Raw genomic sequence first — 21,789 nt, 5'->3', positions numbered from 1 at the left:
CGGCCTCAGCTCTGGCCTGTTCGTGCCGATACTCATCCCGTTGTATTGCTTATTTCTGGCTTTAGGGAAGGTGGAAACTGATGTTTATGGCCCAGCAATATGTTGGACAGTTCAGACGCAAGCGTTTGCTCATCGCGCTGTTGATCGCCACTCTGGTGCTGATTCTGACGCTGGCTTTCCGCTATTTTGAAGAAAAGTCGCGTATTGAGCAGCAGGCGATGGATTTTGCCGACAAAGCCATAATGCGGTTCGACCGGATGTTCTCCCCGCTGGAGGTGTCAGCAAGTAACATGCTGGGTCTGGTCGGCGTGCCTTGCCAGGATGCCCGCTTTCCACTTATTGAGAAAATTGCCTCTCTTCAGACGGTCAGGGCGATCCTGCTGGTCGATAACGATACGCTCTACTGCTCCAGTATTTATGGCCCGCGCGCCATTCCCTTCAGTGAAACGTATCCCGACCTGGCCTTTAACAACCAGCGTATGGGGCTCTCTACAGATCGCTATCTGCTGAAAGGGTCGCCGGTGCTGCTGCTCTGGACGCCCAGAAACCTGGATAACCGCTCCGGCATTCTGCAGGTTATTAATATCGAAATGATGAGTAATTACCTGCTTGAGCCGGAGCTGCCCTGGGTGGAGCGCGCCGTCTTCAACGTCAATGGCCAAAGCCTGGAGTATGGCAATCCGCTGATTGAGGCCACGGTACCGGCAGATGACGAGGTAAGCTACGAGCAGAACTCACTGCGCTATCCCTTTAGCCTGACGCTCTATGGTCCTTCGCCGACCCGGCTGGCGCTGGCCACGCTGCCTTCGCAGTTGCCGCTGGCGCTAATGCTGAGCCTGCTGATTGGCTACATCGTCTGGCTGGCCACCGCGAACCGCATGAGCCTGAGCTGGCAGATCAGTTATGGCATCACGGCGCGTGAATTTATGGTGTACTGCCAGCCGCTGATCAACAGCAAAAGCGGCGAGTGCGATGGCATTGAGTTGCTGTTACGCTGGCACAACGCCCGTCAGGGCTGGATTGCTCCCGATGTCTTTATTCCGCTGGCCGAGCGGCAGAATCTGATTAAACCGCTGACACGCTTTGTGCTGAACGAGGTGGTCAGCGCATTACCGCAGTTGCCTGAGGATCCTGACTTTCATATTGCCATTAACGTGGCCGCCAGCCATTTCCGCGATCGTGCCATCCTTGAAGATCTGCAGAATCTCTGGTGGCCCGCTATGCCCGTGCCGAAACTGATGGTGGAACTGACTGAGCGGGATGCACTGCCGGTCGTCGATCAGTCGGTGATTACGCAGCTGCATGATATCGGCGTGCGGCTGGCCATTGATGACTTCGGCACCGGCCACAGTTCACTCTCCTATCTGAAAGATCTGCACCCCGATGTGCTGAAGATCGACAAAATTTTTACGGCGGCTGTCGGCACAGACGCCATTAACGCTACGGTAACGGATATGGTGATCTCCCTGGCCCAGCGCCTGAACATCAGCCTGGTGGCCGAGGGGGTGGAAACGGCCGAGCAGGCAGCCTACCTGCGTGAGCGTGGCGTGGACCATCTGCAGGGCTACTACTATGCCCGTCCGATGCCGCTGGAGGACTTCCCGGCCTGGCTGGCTGCCCGGCAGGCAGACATCCGTCCCTGAGCCTGCGCCTGCTGTGGCACAGGCAAAAAACAGCCGCGGCGGTCAGGCAGCGGCTGTCAGAGGTCGGCACGGCAGATTAAGCCTGCCGCAGACAATTACGCCTCATCATCCTCATCGTGCGGCTTATCTTTGGTGACACGCACCAGATCAATACGGTAGTCAGTCGCCTCAATAATCTGGAAGTGCAGTGGCGTGATATCAATGACATCGCCCGGCAATGGCAATTGCCCTTTCTGAGCAATCAGCAGGCCCGCCAGTGACGCATGATCTTCTGCCGGATCGACCAGCTCATGGAAGTCGAGCAGCTGCTGCAGTGAGTGCAGATCCGTGCCCCCTTTGACCAGCCAGCCGTCACCATCGGCAATGATATCGGGCGTTTCATCCTCATCCGGGAATTCACCCGCGATGGCTTCCAGAACATCCAGCGGAGTGATCAGCCCCTGCACCACGCCAAACTCGTTGGTCACGATGACAAAACTGCCCCGGGCGCGACGCAGCACACCAAGCAGGTTGATCGGGTCCAGCGTTTCCGGCACAACAATGGTCGGCGTGCTGGCCGCGAAGGTCGCCACATCCATGCCGTGATCCAGCGCCACCAGCAGCTCTTTGGCACGTACCACGCCGACAATCTCATCCAGTTCACCCCGGCAGACCGGGAACAGGCTGTGTGGCGTATCGAGCAGCTGCATCCGAATCTCATCGATGGGACGATTCGCATCAACCCAGGAGATTTCGCCGCGCGGCGTCATGATGCTGCGAATAGAGCGCGACGCCAGCGTCAGTACGCCATTAATCATATAGCGCTCTTCATCTTTGAACGCCTCCTGCGGCATCGCTTCGGCCAGCGCCACCTCTTCACCGGAACCGCTGTTACTGCTGCTGGCGGTCTGTGCGCGGTTGCGTCCCCCCATCAGACGAAGAATCGCTTCGGCGGTGCGCTCACGCATCGGGCGGTTCGACTGATGACGGATAAAGTTACGCCGGGCAATCTGGTTAAACAGCTCAATCAGGATCGAGAAGCCAATGGCCGCATAGAGGTAGCCTTTTGGAATGTGGAAACCAAAGCCTTCTGCCACCAGCGACAGACCAATCATCAGCAGGAAGCTCAGGCAGAGCACCACCACGGTCGGGTGCGCGTTAACAAAGTTGGTTAACGGCTTCGACGCCAGCAGCATCACACCCATCGCAATCACCACAGCGGTCATCATCACCGGCAGATGGTTCACCATCCCGACAGCGGTGATCACAGCATCCAGTGAGAAGACGGCATCCAGTACCACGATCTGCGTTACCACGGCCCAGAAACTGGCGTAACCGCGATTGCCGGAACCTTCGAGCTGGCGATTCTCCAGCCGCTCATGCAGTTCCATCGTCGCCTTAAACAGCAGGAACAGTCCCCCAGCCAGCAGGATCAGATCGCGGCCCGCGAAGCTGAAGCCGCCTACGCTGAACAGCGGTGTTGTCAGCGTCACCATCCAGGAGATCAGCGACAGCAGCCCCAGACGCATCACCAGCGCCAGCGACAGACCAATCAGGCGCGCTTTATCGCGCTGCTTTGGCGGCAGCTTATCGGCCAGGATGGCGATAAAGACCAGGTTGTCGATGCCGAGAACAATTTCCAGCACCACCAGCGTCAGTAAACCCGCCCAGATTGAGGGGTCGAATAAAAATTCCATTATTTATGACTCCGGATCAGGGAACCAGACGAGCCGAAGCCTGTCAGCGCAGCAAAGCGTGACATCCGGTCAGTCAGGTAAACGTGGAAAACGCCGTCAGGCGAGAGGTGACGCGCCAGCAGGCGCAGAGAACAGATTAAGCGACGTCGGTGACGATCCATAAAGGTGGGCTGAAGCCCGATACTCCTGAGTAATAAACAGAAGGTTAATGTATCAGTTCGCAAAACGGCGTCAAAAAATTTTCTCATTTTTACAATCTGCAGCAGAGATGAGCAGAAGCATAAACAGACGCGTGGAGTCCGGAAGCGGATAAATAACAGACAGACGTCACATCATTTATTTTTTCGCTCACTAAAATAAATCCCGACTTCATGATTATTCCCAACGTAATCCCCTTTTCCGACGCCGTACCTGAACGTCAGGAGATCCGGTTAAACCGATAAGCAGTACAAAACTCAAAACCGTTCATCCCCTCAGATGAGCAACGCTAGCAAACGGAGGTAGCAGGTGACCATTGCAATTGTAATTGGTACACACGGCTGGGCCGCGGAACAACTGCTGAAAACAGCAGAAATGCTGTTGGGCGAGCAGGAGAATGTCGGCTGGATAGATTTTGTGCCCGGTGAAAATGCAGACACGCTGATTGAAAAATATGAGGCAAAGCTGGCGGAACTGGATACCGGCCAGGGGGTGCTGTTTCTGGTCGATACCTGGGGCGGCAGTCCGTTTAACGCGGCCAGCCGGATCGTGGTCGACCGGCCACAGTATGAGGTCGTCGCCGGTGTCAATATTCCGATGCTGGTCGAAACGCTGATGGCGCGTGACGATAATCCTGCGTTTGAGGCGCTGGTAGCGGTGGCGGTCGAGACCGGTCGCGAGGGGGTGAAAGCCCTGAAAGCCACTGAAACCGCTCCCGCCAGTGTTAAACCGGCCATGTCTGCGCCGCCAGTGAAGCCGATGGCGCCGGGCGATCACATGAAAATTGGTCTGGCGCGCATTGACGATCGTCTGATCCATGGACAGGTAGCGACGCGCTGGACCAAAGAGACCAACGTTCAGCGCATTATCGTGGTCAGCGATGAGGTGGCTAACGATCACGTTCGTAAAACCCTGCTTACCCAGGTCGCTCCGCCGGGCGTGACGGCGCATGTGGTGGATGTCGATAAGATGGTGCGGGTGTGGAATAACCCGAAGTATGGCCAGGATCGCGTCATGCTGCTGTTTACCAATCCGACCGATGTTGTGCGGGTGGTGGAACAGGGCGTTGAGATTACCTCCGTTAATATCGGCGGGATGGCATTCCGGCAGGGAAAGACGCAGGTCAACAATGCGGTTTCGGTCGATGAGAAAGATATTGCCGCCTTCCGCAAACTTAATGAACGCCATATTGAGCTGGAAGTCCGCAAAGTCTCCAGCGACCAGAAACTGAAAATGATGGATTTAATTGCAAAAGTGAATGCGTGACAGATGCCCATCTGCGTCTGCGTTTCCGGGCGCATTACCGTTATCCTGCTGAGGACACGAAGTATGATGGAAATAACCTCGCTACAGATTATTTTAATATTTATTGTTGCCTGTATTGCCGGGATGGGTTCGATTCTGGATGAGTTCCAGTTTCACCGCCCACTGGTCGCGTGCACCCTGATCGGTATCGTGCTGGGAGATATGAAAACCGGCATTATTATCGGCGGCACGCTGGAGATGATTGCGCTGGGCTGGATGAATATCGGCGCTGCGGTGGCACCCGATGCCGCCCTTGCTTCAATTATTTCGACCATTCTGGTTATTGCGGGCGGTCAGAGCGTCGGCGCCGGTATCGCGCTGGCGATCCCACTGGCCGCCGCCGGACAGGTGCTGACGATTATCGTGCGGACGCTGACCGTTGCCTTCCAGCACGCAGCAGACAAAGCCGCCGAAAAGGGCAATCTTACAGCCATCTCCTGGATCCATGTCTCCGCCCTGCTGTTGCAGGCAATGCGTATCGCCATCCCGGCGCTCATCGTGGCCATTTCCGTCGGCACCAGCGCGGTGCACGCCCTGCTCAGTTCGATACCGGAAGTGGTGACGAACGGGCTGAATATCGCGGGTGGCATGATTGTGGTGGTCGGTTACGCGATGGTCATCAACATGATGCGCGCGGGCTACCTGATGCCCTTCTTCTACCTGGGCTTTGTGACGGCGGCCTTCACCAGCTTCAACCTGGTGGCGCTGGGCGTGATTGGCGTGGTTATGGCGGTGCTCTATATCCAGCTCAGCCCGAAATATAACCGTGCGGCAGGTGCGCCTGCCGCTGCCGCGACCACAAACGATCTCGATAACGAACTCGATTAAGGAACAGGTGAGTATATGGTCGATATAAACAGGGTCGAAAAGAAACTGACTGCCGGCGATGTCCGCGCCGTCTTTCTGCGCTCCAACCTGTTCCAGGGCTCATGGAACTTTGAACGTATGCAGGCGCTGGGTTTCTGCTTCTCGATGGTGCCGGTGATCCGCCGTCTCTATCCGGAGAATGATGAGGCGCGTAAACAGGCGATTAAGCGGCATCTGGAGTTCTTTAACACTCACCCCTATGTGGCCGCGCCGGTGCTGGGCGTCACCATGGCGATGGAGGAGCAGCGCGCCAACGGCGCAGCCATTGACGATGGCGCAATTAACGGGCTGAAGGTCGGGCTGATGGGGCCGCTGGCCGGGGTGGGCGATCCCATTTTCTGGGGCACGGTGCGTCCGGTCTTCGCCGCACTGGGTGCCGGTATTGCCATGAGCGGCAGCCTGCTGGGCCCGCTGCTGTTCTTTGTGCTGTTCAATCTGGCGCGCCTGCTGACCCGTTACTATGGCGTGGCCTATGGCTATCGCAAAGGGATCAATATCGTCAGCGACATGGGTGGCGGTTTTCTGCAGAAACTGACGGAAGGCGCCTCGATTCTGGGATTGTTTGTGATGGGGGCGCTGGTCAATAAGTGGACGCACGTTAACATCCCACTGGTGGTGTCACGCATCACAGATTCGACTGGTAAAACCACCGTTACCACGGTGCAGTCCATTCTCGATCAGTTGATGCCGGGCATCGTACCGCTGCTGCTCACCTTTGGCTGTATGTGGCTGTTACGCCGTAAGGTGAATGCGCTGTGGATTATCGTTGGCTTCTTTGCCATCGGTATCTTTGGTTACTGGATCGGCCTGCTCGGTCTGTAATCGCACACTGCCGGGCACCCCGACGCCCGGCTCAAACAGGATGAGCCGGGCCATTCCCGGCTGATCTCACCCTGTCTGAGGCCGCTGACATGTCGTTAACCGATGCGCTGATCGCGCTCTGTATCATCGCCCTGCTGCTGTTCGCGATTTATCATGAGGCGATTCTGCCCCGTCGTCACGGCCCGACCCGGTTGCGGGTGACGCTGCGGCGACAGCATAAAACAGACAGCCTGATTTTTATCGGGTTACTGCTGATGCTGCTCTGGAACAACCTCAGCCATCAGGGGCCGCCGCTTACGACCACCCTGCTGATGGTGCTGAGCTTTCTGGCGTTCTGGCTTTTCTGGCTGCGCAAGCCCACGCTACTGATGAAGAACGCGGGACTCTTTTACGCGGGTGTCTGGATCGATTACCGGCGGATTCAGGGCATGAATCTTTCTGAGGATGGCATTCTGGTGGTGCAGCTGGAGCAACGCCGGCTGCTGATTGCCGTGCAGCAACTCGACGATCTGGAGCGCATCTATCATACGCTGGTGGAGGCGCGTTAGTCGCGCTGCCAGAGTGTCAGGCTGAAGTCCGCGTCGCAACAGAACTGCTCACTCTGTTGCAGAGTCTGCCAGACTGCCTCCCGTGCACGCCAGGCGAAGGGTGTCATCTGCAGCAGCGTTGTCGCAGCCGCACCAGTCAGCGCCATCGGATAGCGCAGCGCATGCTGTACCCGCTGATGAAAGCCGGGATAAGATTTCTGCTCCGGAACATGCAGCTGCACGTCGCGATAGATCAGTGCTTTGAACTGCTGCAGATGGTGCGGGCCGGGTGTCACGGTCAGCACCAGGCCTCCGGGCTTCAGCACGCGCGCCAGCTCGGCTTCATTGCAGGGCGCATAAATCCGCACTATCGCATCCAGCGAGCCATCGGCAAAGGGTAAGCGCTGGCTGGAGGCGACGCAGAAACGCACCGCCGGATAGCGCTTTGCTGCCAGCCGGATCGCTGTTCTGGCGACATCAAGCCCATAGATCTCTGCCGCTTCACCAGCAGCTTTGGCCAGTGCGGCAGTGTAATAACCCTCACCGCAGCCGATGTCCAGAATGCGGCATCCAGGCTGCTCCAGTATGGACGCAAGCAGTGTGACGACCTGATCCCGCAGCGGCTGGTAATAGCCTGCCTCAAGAAATTCCCGTCTCGCCTGCATCATCTCTGCACTGTCACCCGGTTCCCGAGAGCGTTTATGCTGAACGGGCAGCAGATTGACATACCCCTCCTTCGCCTGGTCGAATTGATGACGATTTTCGCAGCACCAGCTGCGTTCATTCAGGGTGAGAGGGGCGTGACAAAGAGGACAAATCAGGGACATAAAGTGCTCCGGCATCAGATAACGCGGCGCAGTGTAACCTTATCGTTTACGCATCGGAAGCATAAAGAAAGCCCCGGCTATGCAGCCAGGGCTTTGCAATTCCAGATCAGGGTGCAATGCACCGGGCTGGCATCGAATCAGATAGCAGTGACGTTAACAGCTGCCGGGCCTTTCTGGCCATCCTGAATCTCAAACTCAACGCTCTGGCCTTCAGCCAGGGTTTTGAAACCATTGCCCTGGATTGCAGAGAAGTGTACGAACACATCTTTGCTGCCGTCAGCCGGGGTGATGAAGCCAAAACCTTTAGACTCGTTGAACCACTTAACCTGACCTTTAATCTTTGCCATTTTGCAAATTCCTTTAGATGTTTATTAAGCCCGGGGGCTGTCTTACAGAAAAACCAGAGACATTACTGCATGAGGCACTAATTAAGGTTCGGCAAGGAAGCGGTATTCAACGTCAACGTCTTTACTCGTACTTCTTTACTGAAGATGCCATGCATAAACAGAACTGTACCTCGTTTAACCCACGAATTGTTATCACATATCCCCAAAATAATGGCAAGCCATTTTTAATGCCTCAGCGAGGCTGCGCACACAATTGACAGAAGAGTGACATTGCCTGTTCATGATGCTGGACAAAACGCGACATGAATAACGCCTTACCCGGCCAGTCCCGCTTTTTCGCACGCAACGTCCAGCGCTAACCTGATGGATACCATAAGAAATTAATATTGCATAAATATGGCAGGAGCGGAATGAATAAGCGAAGCGGTATCATTTTGCGTTATGTAAAATCAGTTACCAATCCTGTACAGCGTCTTTTATTTCGTACAGATAACACTTTTTTGCACCAAAAACAGGAGCCATACATAAGCGCTGCTCCAAATAAAAGCAACAACAACCATTTTACTTATTAAAAATTTATCTTTTGCTTTGAAAAATTGATGCCGGATAAAAAATCGCTGGGTTTTATTTATCCGGCAGGCTTTAGGATAATTCTCAGGCAGGGTTATTCAGACTGCGGCTTTCCCCTATTCGCCATGGCGCAAAGTTATCGTTGCGCTCATTTGCCCGGCATAGTGCCTGTGCCAGTTCCTGCGGCGGTGCATCCAGCGACTCATCGGCCAGTTCGAAAACGCCCCAGTGGATGGGCAGCGTCAATGGCCTGCCAGCCCTCTGCCACAGCGCTACCGCCTGATCCGGGTCCATGTGCTGGCCGGCCATAAACCAGCGCGGGGCGTAGGCGCCAATCGGCAGCGCCGCCAGTGTGAACGGGCCCAGCCGTGAAGGAATTTCAGCGAGGCTGTCGCTATAGCCGCTGTCGCCGGAGAACCAGAAACGGCAGGTGGCTGAGCAGACAACCCAGCCGCACCAGAGTGAGCGGTTGCGGTCGCGGGGCGTCCGCATACTCCAGTGACGCGCCGGGACGGCATCGAAACCGATATCGCCGAGCGTAATCGTCTGCCACCAGTCAAGCTGATGCACCTGTCTGACGCCGCGTGCCCTGCACCACCCCGCCAGCCCCAGCGGCACAATAAAGGTCGCCTGCGGAAAATGGCGAACAATCGCCTTCACCGTAGGCCGGTCGAGGTGGTCATAGTGATTATGCGAAATCAGCACCACATCAAGCTGTGGCAGATCGCCGATGCTAAGCGGCGCGGGTGTTTTCCGCTGTGGGCCGGCAAACGGCAGCGGTGAGGCGCGGGAGGAGAGAGCCGGATCGATAAGAATATAGCGCTGGTTCAGGCGCAGCAGTACGGCTGCATGACCAAGCCACCAGATACGATCGTCGCTGCCGCTGAAATCGGCAGGCTGCCACCACGCTTCCACAAAAGCCGCGTAGCCCTGGCGGGGTGACAATGGCAATCCCCCGGCTTTGCGCTCCCGCCGCCAGCGCCTGAGATCGCCTGGCTGTCGCAGATCCGGCTCAGGATTTGAAAAGCCCTGAGGTGTATGGTGCACTTTGCTGCTGTCGTACCACGGATTTTTCCAGGCCATCCCGCCTCTCTGCTGTGATTAACGTTCCGGGATTAACCGGATAAAATCTCGCTTATCCTGTTCATCATCGGTTTTTTTCATCCCGGCACCGGGCTGCATCTCGATCAGCCGACGCAGCAGCTGATTCTGTTTCTTCTGCTCTTCGAGCAGCGACTCCAGCAACCGGATCTGTTCACCGGCACGCACGCTGGCCCGGTTCACAAAAAACCAGGCGATAAACGCCACAATCACCATAATGACCAGCAGGCCATAACTGACCAGCGATCCCGAATTTGCGGCTAACTCATTCATAACTGCCTCATAAAACTAAGTGGAAATGCCAGAACGTTACAGCGCTCTATTCTACCTGTCGCCACTGCAAAAGATAATGGGGGCGAACAGCAATGCAGAATTTGCCGTTTCAGTTATCTCTGATCGATTCCGTCAGAAAAGCCGGGCATGCTGATATCATTACATACGGCAGCACCATGTGAGGCGCTGAGCTATTTTTCTCAAGGAGACTTCATGAAACTGTTTGTTCGCGCAATTGGCCTGCTGGCGGTTATCTGGCTGGCGATGCTGTTTACCGGCTACGGGGTGCTGACCGGCAGTACGAAGAATGCGGCTGGCCTCGGCCTGCAGTGCAGTTATCTGACTGCACGTGGCGTGATCAGCGCGCAGTATCTGCATACTGACAGTGGCGTGGTAGGCGTTACGGATTGTCCGCTGCTGAAGAAAAGCGGAGAAGTGATCGACAATTAATCATGAGCGGGCCGGATGGCCCGCTTTTGCTCAGAACGGATAGTCGTGGTAACCCATCTCAGCGGAGAGTGTGCGCGCCGCCCGATGCAGCATAGTGACATAATCCTGGCGGGCATCCTCTGAAAACCGGATGGTGGGGAAAGAGATACTGAGCCCGGCAATCACCACGCCAAAGCGGTCGAACACTGGAACGGCGAGGCAACGTAACCCCTCTTCCTGCTCTTCATTGTCTTCGCCATATCCCTGCGCTCTGACCTGATCCAGCACAGCGATCAACGCCTCTGCACTTACCAGCGTATTGGCGGTGCTGCGCCTGAACTCTACCTCCCGCAGGATCTCATCCACCTCGCTGCGATCGCGCCAGGCGAGCAGCACCTTACCGATGGCGGTCGTGTGCAGCGGATTACGGCGGCCAATACGCGAATACATGCGCAGATTGTAGAGCGAGTCAATTTTGTGGATATAGACAATGCTGTCTTCTTCCAGTGCCCCCAGATGAATAGTCTCCCGGGTCAGGCGCGACAGCTCCCGCATCTGCACATCGGCACTGCGGATTAAATCGACGTTCTGCAGCGCTTTCGCACCCAGTTCAAACAGCTTCAGCGTCAGCGAATACTTTTCACTCTCGCCTTCCTGCGTCACGTAACCCAGTGACTTCATGGTCTGCAGAAAACGATAGACGGTGCTTTTCGACATCATCACACGCTGCGCGAGATCGGTGATACCGTGATCGCGCTCTTCACCCAGCGCCTGCAGAATGCCAAACACTTTGAGAACGGAAGAGACTGAATCGGGCTGTTTATCATTGTCAGCGGAGGACATCGTGCACCTTGTTGAGCTGTTTCAAAAAAAATGGAACGGACGCTCAGTATAGAGTGAGCTGCCCTGATGCAGCAATGCTTTAGCCTTTACGTCATATTTTAAGACAGTTTTTATTCAGCGGGCCGCTGCATTTCCCTGCTAACTTCATTAGCATGATGATATTCACCCTCTTTAGTAATTAACTTATGACCCTCTCTCCCCCGCAGGATGGATTACCCACCGCACAGCGCTACCGGGCAATCCTTACCATCGCCCTCGGCCTGACGATGGCGGTGCTGGATGGTGCCATTGCCAACGTTGCGCTGCCGACGATTTCGCGTGAACTGAATGCCAGCCCGGCACAGTCAATCTGGATTGTGAATGCCTATCAGATTGCGATTATCGTCTCACTGCTGTCGCTCTCGTTTCTCGGCGACATGCTCGGTTATCGTCGTGTCTATCAGGCAGGTCTGGCGCTGTTTATTGCCACCTCGCTGTTCTGCGCCTTTTCAACCTCACTGACCATGCTGACCTCTGCCCGGGTGCTTCAGGGGCTGGGCGGCGCGGCGCTGATGAGTGTGAATACCGCACTGATACGCATTATTTATCCCCAGCGCTATCTGGGGCGCGGTATGGCGATCAACTCACTGGTGGTGGCGGTGTCCACGGCGGCTGGCCCGACCGTGGCGGCGGCCATCCTGTCAGTGGCAAGCTGGAAATGGCTGTTTCTGATCAACGTGCCGCTGGGCGCCGTGGCGCTCTGGCTGGCGCTGCGCACCCTGCCGGATAACCCGCAGAAGGCGACGACACAGAAGTTCGACGTGCCCAGCGCCATTCTGAACGCGCTGTTCTTCGGACTGATCATCTCTGCCCTGAGCGGTTTTGCCCAGGGTCAGAGTCACCTGCTGGTGCTGGGGGAAGTGCTGGCGCTGCTGATTATCGGCTGGTTCTTTATCCGGCGTCAGCTCAACATGGCGGTGCCGCTGCTGCCGGTGGATCTGCTGCGCATTCCGATTTTCAGCCTGTCGATGGGCACCTCAGTCTGCTCCTTCTGCGCACAGATGCTGGCAATGGTTTCCCTGCCCTTCTTCCTGCAGAACGTGCTGCAGCGCAGTGAGGTGGCGACGGGATTGCTGCTGACGCCCTGGCCACTGGCGACGATGGTGTTTGCGCCGATTGCGGGTCGGCTGATTGAACGCTTCCACGCCGGCCTGCTGGGCGGTATCGGCCTGGCCATGTTCGCCCTTGGGCTGTTCCTGCTTGCCTGGCTGCCCAGTGCACCAGCCGATGGCGATATTATCTGGCGCATGATGCTGTGCGGCGCCGGGTTCGGTCTGTTTCAGTCGCCCAACAATCATACGATTGTGACGTCAGCGCCCCGTCATCGCAGCGGCGGCGCCAGCGGTATGCTGGGCACTGCACGTCTGCTGGGGCAGAGTATGGGCGCGGCGCTGGTTGCGCTGATGTTTAATCTGTTCGATGAGCGGGGTACGCATGCGTCACTGCTGCTGGCGGGCACTTTCGCCGCCGTCGCGGCACTGGTAAGCGTGTCGCGCATGACGCAAAGCCGCGCCTGACGGCGGCCAGATAAAAAGGCGACCCGGAGGTCGCCTTTTCTATGCTGCTTAGTGCTATTTCAGATACTGACCACTGCGCAAGGCTTCAATACGCTTGTCCAGCGGCGGGTGCGACATGAAGAGTTCGCTGAAGGATTTACCCTTGCCGTTAATACAGAACGCCATCATGCTGCTGGGTTCCTGCGGCTCGTAGCTGGTTTTCAGACGCTGCAACGCGGCAATCATTTTCTCACGTCCTACCAGCTTCGCTGAACCGGCATCGGCGTGAAACTCACGATGACGGGAGAACCACATGGTGATGATGCTGGCGAGAATACCAAACACCAGTTCCAGTACCATTGAAACCGCAAAGTAGACCAGCGGGTTACCGTTGCTGCTCTCCTCATCGTCACGGTTGCCGGACATAAAGCCCGCCGCGATCTGCGCCAGAATACGTGACACGAAAATTACGAAGGTGTTCACCACACCCTGAATCAGCGTCATGGTGATCATGTCGCCATTCGCGATGTGCGACACTTCATGCGCCAGCACCGCTTCCGCTTCGTCGCGGCTCATGTTCTGCAGCAAACCGGTCGAGACGGCGACCAGCGAGGCGTTGCGCCGTGCGCCCGTGGCAAAGGCGTTGATATCAGGAGCGTGATAGATCGCCACCTGCGGCATCGCAATGCCGGCCTGCTGAGCCTGACGGCCAATGGTTTCCATCAGCCAGCGCTCGGTTTCATTGCGTGGCTGTTCAATCACTTCACCGCCAACCGACCGCAGCGCCATCCACTTCGACATCAGCAGTGAAACAAACGCACCGCCAAAGCCAAACAGACCTGCCATAATCATCAGACCCTGAACACTGCTTGACTGGATCCCTGTCAGGCTGAGAATCAGCCCGAATACCAACATCACAGCCAGGTTGGTCATCAGGAAAAGAGCAATACGCATCATTTTGGTTAATCTTCCTCAGTTGTTCACGCGCCTATACGCGGATCCCTATCCTATGGGCATTGGGCGGGTTTTCAAGCAACCTTAACGTTTAAGTGCCTAAAAAGACATAACTTTACATTCTGACACGTCTGAAGCCGGGCCTGCTATTCGGGTGGCTTTCATCGCGCAGATTCCGGATAAGCGGAAACTTTTTCGACGGCAAAAAAAAGCACCGCTAAGCGGTGCTTTTCCGGACAACAGCGGGTTATTTTGCCGCCGGTGCCTCTGGCTGAGATTTCTCCAGCTGCGCAAGATCGTTAGCAATCTTTACCGTCTCATCGAGGTAAGGATCGGGCTCTTTATAATCTTTCGGCAGTTCGTCCAGGTTTTTCAGCGGTTTTTTGCCTTCGGCCTGATAGCGTGCGTTAATGCGTTCCAGACGTGACGCATCATCTTCGCGATTCTCTTTCTCGCGCTGCGCCAGATTCAGCGACACGATGTTACGTTTATCCTTCATGGCATTGAAACGCGCAATGTCCTTCATGATGTACTGGAACTCGCGATCCTGAGCAATACGCTCAGCATGCTGCTTCGTCAGCTGCGCAACCAGCGGTTTAACATCACCTGTTTTAACATAGTTTGCGGCCTTGATGCTGTCCCACGGCAGGGCGTTATCCTCGAATTTCTCACCGGTTTCAGCCGCTTCCACACCGGTTGGCATCAGCAGATCGGGCGTGACGCCTTTACGCTGGGTACTGCCGCCGTTGATGCGATAGAACTTCTGAATGGTGTAGGAAACGGAGCCTAACGCAGGCCATTCCGGACGCAGCATCTGGTCGTAGATGCGATTCAGCGAGCGATACTGCTGAACGGTGCCTTTACCGAAGGTCGGTTCGCCGACAATCAACGCCCGCCCGTAATCCTGCATCGCGGCAGCGAAGATCTCAGAGGCTGAGGCGCTGAAGCGATCGACCAGCACCACCAGCGGACCTTTGTAGTACACCACGCCGTCGTTGTCGCTGTCTTCACGCACACGACCATTGTTGTCGCGAACCTGCACCACCGGACCACTCGGAATAAACAGGCCGGAAAGTGACACGGCTTCGGTCAGTGCGCCACCGCCGTTGGTGCGCAGATCGATTACCACGCTGTCAACGTTCTGCTTCTGCAGTTTCTGCAGCTGCACTTTTACGTCATCGGTCAGGCCGACATAGAAGCCCGGGATATCAAGCACGCCGACTTTCTGTTTGCCGACGTTTTTAACGCTCATTTTCACCGCGCGATCTTCCAGACGGATTTTCTCGCGCGTCAGCGTCACGGTACGGGTTTTAGTGCCCTTCCCGGCTGGCAGGATTTCGAGGCGGACTTTACTGCCTTTTGGTCCTTTGATTTTGGCGACAACATCATCCAGACGCCAGCCGATCACATCTTCCATCGGCTTGCCAGGCTGGCCCACACCCACGATGCGATCGCCCACCGTGATCGCTTTGCTTTTTGCAGCCGGGCCGCCTGCAACCATTGAGTTGATGACGGTATAGTCATCATCCATCTGCAGCACGGCACCAATCCCCTCCAGAGAGAGGCTCATTTCGGTGTTGAACTGCTCAGTGTTACGCGGCGACAGATAACTGGTGTGCGGATCGATTTCGCGGGCAAAGGCGTTCATCACCAGCTGGAAAACGTCTTCGCCGTTGCTCTGAGCCAGACGACGGATGGCGAAGTTGTAACGCTTGGTCAGAACGTCGCGGATCTCCTTATCGTCTTTGCCTGCCAGCTTCAGACTCAGCTGGTCATATTTGACCTTGGCATCCCAGAGCGCGTTAAGTTCCGCTTCATCTTTCGGCCAGGGGGCTTTTGCGCGATCAATGTCGATAGTGTCATTGCCGCTGAAATTCATCGGGCGAGCCAGCACCGTCAGCGCATACTGATAGCGCTCGAAACGGCGTTTCTGCGCCAGATTGTAGAGATCGTAGAAGAGGTCCAGCTTGCCACTGCGCAGCTCATCGCCAACTGTCCCTTTCTTATTGGCAAACTGAGCCACGTCCGACGCCAGCAACACGTTATGGTTGTAGTCGAGCATGTTCAGATAGCGGTCGAAAATCTTCGCTGAGAAGTTCTGATCCAGGTCGAACTGGCGATAATGGGAACGGGTAAAGCGCGAGGTTACGCGCTCACTGACCGTCGGGTCCTGCGGATCTTCGTGAAGCTGGGGGATCTGATCGGCGCGCGTAATGTTCTCCGCGCCGAAGGTGGGGCCTGCTAACAGCAGGCCCGCAATAAGTCCAACTCTTAAAAGGGTGTTCATGCCGGGGTTAGCCTCCGTTTCAGAACTGCAAGTGTTCTGCGCGCACAATCATTGCCATGCCGGAAGCGAGCTGGACCCGAACGCCGTCTTTTGATACTTCGAGAACGGTAGCGTCCATCGCACTTTTGCCTGCTTTAACTTTAATACTCTGGCCGGGTTGCAAAGTTGAGGTATCAGTGATGGGCTGCGCTTCTGGCTCCGGACGTGGAGCGGGCTTGCGATGCTGCGAGGCGGTCGCACGCGGTGCCGGGTTCTGAGGACGCGGTTTACGCGGTGCATCGCCTTCTGCAGGCTTACGTGCAGCCGGTTTACGTGCGCGACGCGGTGCTGCGTTCTCTTCACTTTCACCCGCTTCGCGACGTGCGGCGCGCTGCTGGTCACGCTGCGCCTGAACACGCGCTTTGGCTTCTTCCAGCTGCTTGCGAGCATGCTCAACGTGCTGTTCGTCCAGCACACCACAGGCGTTGCCGTCGAGATCGACACGAATCGCACCGGCTTTGATGCCGTACAGATAACGCCAGCTTGACGTATAGAGACGCAGCGCAGAACGCAGCTGCGTTTTGCTCAGGCCCATTTCGCCCTGAACACGCTCAACCAGATCCTGAAAGATACCGATTTTGAGCGGACGCGCTTCACCTTCAGCGCTAAAGCAGTGCGGAAAGCGCTCCGCCAGAAACGTAATAACTTCTTTACTGCTATTCAACTTAGGTTGATTTTCCATGAAATTTCCTGATTACAACGGGTTTGCCGACCAGCGCAGGCATGAACAGGCGACATTATAATGACAACATCGCTAAATGCCATGTGATCCAGTCGATTAGCTGCGTGTCAGCTGCAGATATTTTTCTAAGTCGCTGTTCGCAAGCACTTCACAAAGCCCATCGGTCAGTGTGACCAGGCCCGATTCGTCGTCGCTGTCAAAGCGATTGAACACGACGCTGTCAATGTCCAGCACGCCAACCACAGTGCCATTCACTTTCAGAGGAATCACAATCTCAGCATTGCTGGCAGCGTCACAGGCGATGTGGCCTGGGAAAGCATGCACATCATCCACGCGTTGCACTCTTTCTTCTGCCAGCGCCGTGCCACATACACCTTTACCGACCGGAATGCGCACGCAGGCGATTTTGCCCTGGAACGGGCCCAGCACCAGCGTATCGGCTTCTGTCAGCAGATAGAAACCGGCCCAGTTTACCCCTTCGAGACGTTCGTACAGCAGCGCGCTGAAGTTACCCATTGCGGCGAGGAACGCCGTTTCTCCCGCCAGCAAGGCGCGCATATCGCGATTCAAATCGGCGTAAAAGGCAGTTTTGTTCATTATTCAACCGTTACCAATGACATCTGAACGGAGTAATTAAACCCGTTCGTTAAAAATAAGTTTTAAATATCCAGAGCCACAAGGTGAATCATCGCGTTAGTTGCTATAACCTTAGCATTCTGTGGATCGAAGCGTGATGCCCGAGACAGGCACACAGACAATGTCCTGATGACCAACTATAGTGACTTCTGAAGAGCGAAGACTGCCTCACCCTATGAAAATTCACGCTATCAGCCAGACATTGCCTCACGCACGTTATCAGCGTTGTCCGCAATGCGATACCCTTTTTTCCTTGCCGGATGTGAAATCGCATCAGTCGGCCTATTGCCCGCGCTGCAATGCCGAAATTCTCAGCGGTCGTGACTGGTCTGTGACACGTCTGATGGCTATGGCTGCCACCATGATCGTGTTAATGCCCTTTGCATTCACTCTGCCGCTGGTCGATATCCGCCTGCTTGGTATGCGCATCAATGCCAGCGTGCTGGAGGGCGTCATCCAGATGACCCAGCAGGGCGATGTTCTGACTGCCTCTATGGTGGCGTTCTGCACCATCGGCGCGCCCGTCACGCTGGTCGCTGGGCTCTGTTATCTCGGCATCGGGCGGCGTCTGGGCATGAACCTGCGCCCCGTACTGCTGATGCTTGAGAAGCTTAAAGAGTGGGTCATGCTCGATATCTATCTGATCGGTATCGCCGTAGCGTCGATTAAAGTCCAGGACTATGCTTCGCTGGAGATTGGCTACGGGCTGGCAGCTTACATTGCCCTGACGGTGCTCAGCGTGCTGACGCTGATTCATCTGAATATGGAGCAGTTGTGGGAACATTTTTACCCGCAGCGGCCGGGTAATATGGCCCGCGACGCGATGCAGGTCTGTCTTAACTGCCATAACACCGGCCTGCCCGACGCGCGCGGCCGCTGCCCGCGTTGCCATACCCCGCTCGACTTCCGGCGTCGTCACAGCCTGCAAAAATCCTGGGCCGCACTGATAGCGTCGATTGTGCTGCTGATCCCTGCCAATCTGATGCCCATCTCGGTGGTTTACGTCAATGGGTCGCGCCGCGAGGATACGATTTTCTCCGGCATTGTGTCGCTAGGAGAAGGTAATGTGCCGGTGGCAGCGATTGTCTTTGTCGCCAGTATTCTGGTGCCTTTTACCAAGGTGCTGGTGATGCTGACGCTGCTGCTCAGTATTCACTTTCGCTGTGAACAGGGGCTCAGAACCCGCATCCGGTTACTGCGGTTCGTCAACTGGGTTGGCCGCTGGTCAATGCTCGATCTGTTTGTCATTTCGTTAACCATGTCGCTGGTCAACCGTGACCAGCTACTGGCTTTTACCATGGGACCGGCGGCGCTCTATTTTGGCGCGGCCGTCATCCTGACCATTATGTCTGTTGAGTGGCTGGACAGCCGCCTGCTCTGGGATGCACATGCAACAGGAAACGCCGACTACACCGACTAACGCCACGCTGCGCAATAAGCGTAAAATTTCGCCCTTCTGGCTACTGCCCATTATTGCGATGCTCATCGCCGGCTGGCTGCTCTGGACCAATTATCAGGAGCGCGGGACAACTATTACCATTAATTTCCAGACGGCGGATGGTATTGTGCCGGGCCGCACCCCGATTCGTTATCAGGGCGTGGAAGTGGGCACCGTGCAGGGCATTAATCTTAGTGACGATTATCGCAGCATTCAGATTAAAGCGAGCATCAAGAGCGATATGCGCGATGCGCTGCGCGAAGACACGCAGTTCTGGCTGGTGACGCCTAAGGCCTCCCTGGCGGGGGTATCGGGGCTGGATGCACTGGTGGGCGGTAACTATATCGGGATGATGCCAGGTAAAGGCAAACCGCGCGAAGCCTTTACCGCGCTGGATACGCAGCCGAAATACCGGGTCAATACCGGCGAACTGCTGGTCCACCTGCATGCACCCGATCTGGGATCGCTTAACACCGGATCGCTGGTCTACTACCGTAAAATTCCGGTGGGTCGGGTCTATGACTACAACATCAACGGCAAGAGTGACGGGGTGACAATCGATGTGCTGATTGACCGCCGTTTTGTCAATCTGGTGAAGACCAGCAGTCGCTTCTGGAACGTGTCGGGCGTCAATGCTGACGTCAGCCTGAGCGGCGCGAAGGTTCAGCTGGAGAGCCTGGCGGCGCTGGTCAATGGCGCGATTGCCTTTGACTCGCCTGAAGGGGCGCAGGCAGCGAAGGCGGAGCAGCACTACCGGCTCTATCCCGATCTCGCGCACAGCCAGCGCGGTGTCCTGATTAGTCTGGATCTGCCTGACGGTAAAAACCTGAAAGCGGGCAGTACACCACTGATCTATCAGGGGCTTGAGGTCGGCACGCTGACGAAACTCAACCTTCAGGATGGCGGTAAAGTCACTGGCGAGCTGACCATCGATCCTTCCGTGGTCGGTCTGATGCGCAGCGGCACACGGATTGAGATGCACAGCCCGAAGATCAGCCTGACCGATACCAGCCTCAGTGCACTACTGACCGGCAATACGCTGGAGCTGGTGCCAGGGGAAGGCGAACCGCAGCAGCACTTTACCGTGCTGGCGTCGAATGAAACCCTGCTGCAGAAGCCCAACGTCCTGACGGTCAGGCTCAGCGCACCGGAAAGCTATGGCATTGACCAGGGCCAGCCGCTGATGCTGCACGGGATGCAGATTGGCCAGGTGATGTCGCGTTCGCTGGATGAAAATGGTGTCAATTTCGTGGTGGCGGTCAACCCGGAGAATCGCAACCTGGTGCATGGCGACAGCAAATTTATCGTCAACAGCCGCCTTGATGTGAAGTTTGGTCTGGATGGGATGCAGGTCCTGGGTGCCAGCGCCCGTGAGTGGGTGGATGGCGGGATCCGGCTGGAGCCAGGTAAAAAAGGCGAACCCAGACGTACCTATCCGCTGTTTGCCGACGCCGAAAAGGCGGATGAAGGCATCATCGGTGATAGCCCGTCTACCACGCTGATGCTGACGGCGAACAGTCTTCCTGACGTACAGGCAGGTTCAGTGGTGCTTTACCGCAAATACCAGGTTGGCGAGATTGTGAAGGTGACACCGCGTGCTGACGCCTTTGATATCGCAGTGCATATCAAGCCGGAGTATCGCAAGCTGCTGACCAGCGAAAGCGTCTTCTGGGCCGAGGGCGGCGCGCGCGTCAGCCTGAACGGCAGCGGCCTGACCGTGCAGGCCTCTCCGCTGAACAGGGCGCTGAAAGGCGCGATCAGCTTTGACAACATGAGTGGTGCGCAATCTGCCAAAGGGGCCAGACGCGTGCTATACGCTTCCGAAACAGCGGCCCGGGCGGTGGGCAGTCAGATTACGCTGCACACCTACGATGCCAGCAAGCTTTCAGCCGGGATGCCCATTCGTTATCTGGGAATTAACGTCGGCCAGGTCGAGTCTCTGTCGTTAAGCAAAGATAACAATCAGGTGGTGGCAAAAGCGGTGCTTTACCCTGAGTATGTTAACGATTTTGCCCGTATGGGCAGCCGTTTCTCGGTCGTCTCTCCGGAGATCTCCGCGGCAGGCGTCAACCATCTGGAAACGCTGCTGCAGCCTTATGTTAACGTCGATCCGGGTAAAGGCAGCGCCGCGCGGTCGTTTGAATTGCAGGAGAGCACCATCACCGATTCACGCTATCTGAACGGCCTGAATATTTATGTCGATGCTACGGAGGCAGGCTCCCTGTCGCTGGGCACGCCGGTGCTGTTCCGGGGTGTGGAAGTGGGTACCGTGACCGGCACGTCGCTCGGGAATATGGCGGATCGGGTGCAGATTGCCCTGCGCATCAGTAAGAAGTATCAGCATCTGGTGCGGAACAATTCGGTGTTCTGGCTGGCCTCCGGCTATAACCTCGACTTTGGTCTGGTGGGCGGCGTGGTAAAAACCGGGACTTTCCAGCAGTTTATTCGTGGAGGCATTCAGTTTGCGACGCCGCCTACGGTACCGCTGGCACCGCAGGCGACCCCGGACAAGCACTTCCTCCTGCAGGATGAAGCACCGAAAGAGTGGCGCAACTGGGGAACGGCAATTCCCTCGCCGCGCTAAGTCAGGTCATGCCGGAAACCGGTCAGACGGCGCAGAAAATGAAGCAAGATGGGGATACGCCCGGCGCAAAGCACAACCAGCGCCGGGGAAGTATCTGAACCACGCAATGCGCTGCCCCGGTGATGTCGCACCTTATGAACGAGGTGCTTTATTGCCTGCCCGGAGTCTGTCAGGGAGAGCAATGTTTATGTTCCGGCAGTGGGCGT

At 56.3% G+C, this 21,789-nt stretch carries 19 protein-coding genes; 9 read left to right on the top strand and 10 right to left on the bottom strand.

Features of this window, described 5'->3' with window-relative positions:
• The first annotated feature begins 80 nt into the window (after positions 1–80).
• Positions 81–1,643, top strand: a complete 1,563-nt coding sequence (locus RT657_RS16135) for an EAL domain-containing protein (RefSeq protein WP_313655662.1) — start codon at positions 81–83, stop codon at positions 1,641–1,643.
• A 95-nt stretch (positions 1,644–1,738) separates the two neighbouring features.
• On the opposite strand, the gene RT657_RS16130 is transcribed toward RT657_RS16135, so the two are convergent.
• Positions 1,739–3,319, bottom strand: coding sequence for a TerC family protein (locus RT657_RS16130; RefSeq protein ID WP_313655661.1), 1,581 nt, complete (start codon positions 3,317–3,319; stop codon positions 1,739–1,741).
• A gap of 507 nt (positions 3,320–3,826) precedes the next feature.
• Between RT657_RS16130 and manX the strand changes: the two genes are divergently transcribed.
• From manX to RT657_RS16110, 4 genes are all read left to right on the top strand, one after another.
• A complete protein-coding gene (gene manX, locus RT657_RS16125) occupies positions 3,827–4,783 on the top strand; it encodes a PTS mannose transporter subunit IIAB (RefSeq protein WP_313655659.1) in 957 nt (318 codons plus the stop codon).
• Positions 4,784–4,849: 66 nt separating this feature from the next.
• Positions 4,850–5,650 carry a PTS mannose/fructose/sorbose transporter subunit IIC gene (locus tag RT657_RS16120; protein WP_313655714.1) on the top strand — a complete coding sequence of 267 codons (801 nt, stop codon included), beginning with the start codon at positions 4,850–4,852 and terminating at the stop codon, positions 5,648–5,650.
• A 15-nt stretch (positions 5,651–5,665) separates the two neighbouring features.
• Positions 5,666–6,511, top strand: a complete 846-nt coding sequence (locus RT657_RS16115) for a PTS mannose transporter subunit IID (protein WP_313655658.1) — start codon at positions 5,666–5,668, stop codon at positions 6,509–6,511.
• A gap of 89 nt (positions 6,512–6,600) precedes the next feature.
• Positions 6,601–7,059, top strand: a complete 459-nt coding sequence (locus tag RT657_RS16110) for a DUF986 family protein (protein WP_313655657.1) — start codon at positions 6,601–6,603, stop codon at positions 7,057–7,059.
• Here the strand turns inward: RT657_RS16110 and rlmA are convergent.
• From rlmA to RT657_RS16090, 4 genes are all read right to left on the bottom strand, one after another.
• Complete coding sequence (gene rlmA, locus RT657_RS16105) at positions 7,056–7,865, bottom strand: 23S rRNA (guanine(745)-N(1))-methyltransferase (RefSeq protein WP_313655656.1); 810 nt, start codon at positions 7,863–7,865, stop codon at positions 7,056–7,058. The genes RT657_RS16110 and rlmA overlap by 4 nt on opposite strands.
• Before the next feature lie 137 nt (positions 7,866–8,002).
• Positions 8,003–8,212 (bottom strand): transcription antiterminator/RNA stability regulator CspE, encoded by a 210-nt coding sequence (gene cspE / locus RT657_RS16100; RefSeq protein WP_003852684.1) that lies wholly within the window; start codon positions 8,210–8,212, stop codon positions 8,003–8,005.
• Between the two features lie 654 nt (positions 8,213–8,866).
• Positions 8,867–9,865 (bottom strand): MBL fold metallo-hydrolase, encoded by a 999-nt coding sequence (locus RT657_RS16095; protein WP_313655655.1) that lies wholly within the window; start codon positions 9,863–9,865, stop codon positions 8,867–8,869.
• Positions 9,866–9,883: 18 nt separating this feature from the next.
• Entirely contained in the window at positions 9,884–10,156 is a 273-nt protein-coding gene (locus tag RT657_RS16090) for a YebO family protein (RefSeq protein ID WP_313655654.1), read from the bottom strand.
• Positions 10,157–10,369: 213 nt separating this feature from the next.
• Between RT657_RS16090 and RT657_RS16085 the strand changes: the two genes are divergently transcribed.
• Positions 10,370–10,606 carry a YobH family protein gene (locus tag RT657_RS16085; RefSeq protein WP_313655652.1) on the top strand — a complete coding sequence of 79 codons (237 nt, stop codon included), beginning with the start codon at positions 10,370–10,372 and terminating at the stop codon, positions 10,604–10,606.
• A 30-nt stretch (positions 10,607–10,636) separates the two neighbouring features.
• Here the strand turns inward: RT657_RS16085 and kdgR are convergent, their stop codons facing one another.
• Positions 10,637–11,428, bottom strand: coding sequence for a DNA-binding transcriptional regulator KdgR (gene kdgR, locus RT657_RS16080; protein WP_313655651.1), 792 nt, complete (start codon positions 11,426–11,428; stop codon positions 10,637–10,639).
• Positions 11,429–11,613: 185 nt separating this feature from the next.
• On the opposite strand from kdgR, the gene RT657_RS16075 reads away from it, so the two are divergent.
• The gene (locus RT657_RS16075; RefSeq protein WP_313655650.1) at positions 11,614–12,984 is read left to right on the top strand and encodes an MFS transporter; all 1,371 of its coding nucleotides are present in this window, start codon (positions 11,614–11,616) and stop codon (positions 12,982–12,984) included.
• A 54-nt stretch (positions 12,985–13,038) separates the two neighbouring features.
• Here the strand turns inward: RT657_RS16075 and htpX are convergent, their stop codons facing one another.
• The 4 genes from htpX to RT657_RS16055 form a co-directional block, all read right to left on the bottom strand.
• Positions 13,039–13,920: a protease HtpX gene (gene htpX / locus RT657_RS16070; RefSeq protein WP_313655649.1), complete on the bottom strand. Its 882-nt coding sequence runs from the start codon at positions 13,918–13,920 to the stop codon at positions 13,039–13,041.
• A 244-nt stretch (positions 13,921–14,164) separates the two neighbouring features.
• The gene (prc, locus tag RT657_RS16065) at positions 14,165–16,204 is read right to left on the bottom strand and encodes a carboxy terminal-processing peptidase (RefSeq protein ID WP_313655648.1); all 2,040 of its coding nucleotides are present in this window, start codon (positions 16,202–16,204) and stop codon (positions 14,165–14,167) included.
• A 19-nt stretch (positions 16,205–16,223) separates the two neighbouring features.
• Positions 16,224–16,925 (bottom strand): RNA chaperone ProQ, encoded by a 702-nt coding sequence (gene proQ / locus RT657_RS16060; RefSeq protein ID WP_313655647.1) that lies wholly within the window; start codon positions 16,923–16,925, stop codon positions 16,224–16,226.
• Positions 16,926–17,021: 96 nt separating this feature from the next.
• Entirely contained in the window at positions 17,022–17,522 is a 501-nt protein-coding gene (locus tag RT657_RS16055) for a GAF domain-containing protein (RefSeq protein ID WP_313655646.1), read from the bottom strand.
• Between the two features lie 214 nt (positions 17,523–17,736).
• On the opposite strand from RT657_RS16055, the gene yebS reads away from it, so the two are divergent.
• Both yebS and RT657_RS16045 read left to right on the top strand, forming a co-directional pair.
• Positions 17,737–18,981, top strand: coding sequence for a membrane integrity lipid transport subunit YebS (gene yebS, locus RT657_RS16050; RefSeq protein ID WP_313655644.1), 1,245 nt, complete (start codon positions 17,737–17,739; stop codon positions 18,979–18,981).
• Complete coding sequence (locus RT657_RS16045) at positions 18,950–21,583, top strand: MlaD family protein (RefSeq protein ID WP_313655643.1); 2,634 nt, start codon at positions 18,950–18,952, stop codon at positions 21,581–21,583. Before yebS ends, RT657_RS16045 begins: the two co-directional genes overlap by 32 nt.
• Positions 21,584–21,789: the final 206 nt, after the last annotated feature.

Source organism: Pantoea sp. (assembly GCF_032114055.1).
Taxonomy (GTDB): Bacteria; Pseudomonadota; Gammaproteobacteria; order Enterobacterales; family Enterobacteriaceae; genus Pantoea.
Note: the sequence above shows the minus strand (reverse complement) of the source record. Positions and strands in the feature narration are given on the sequence as shown.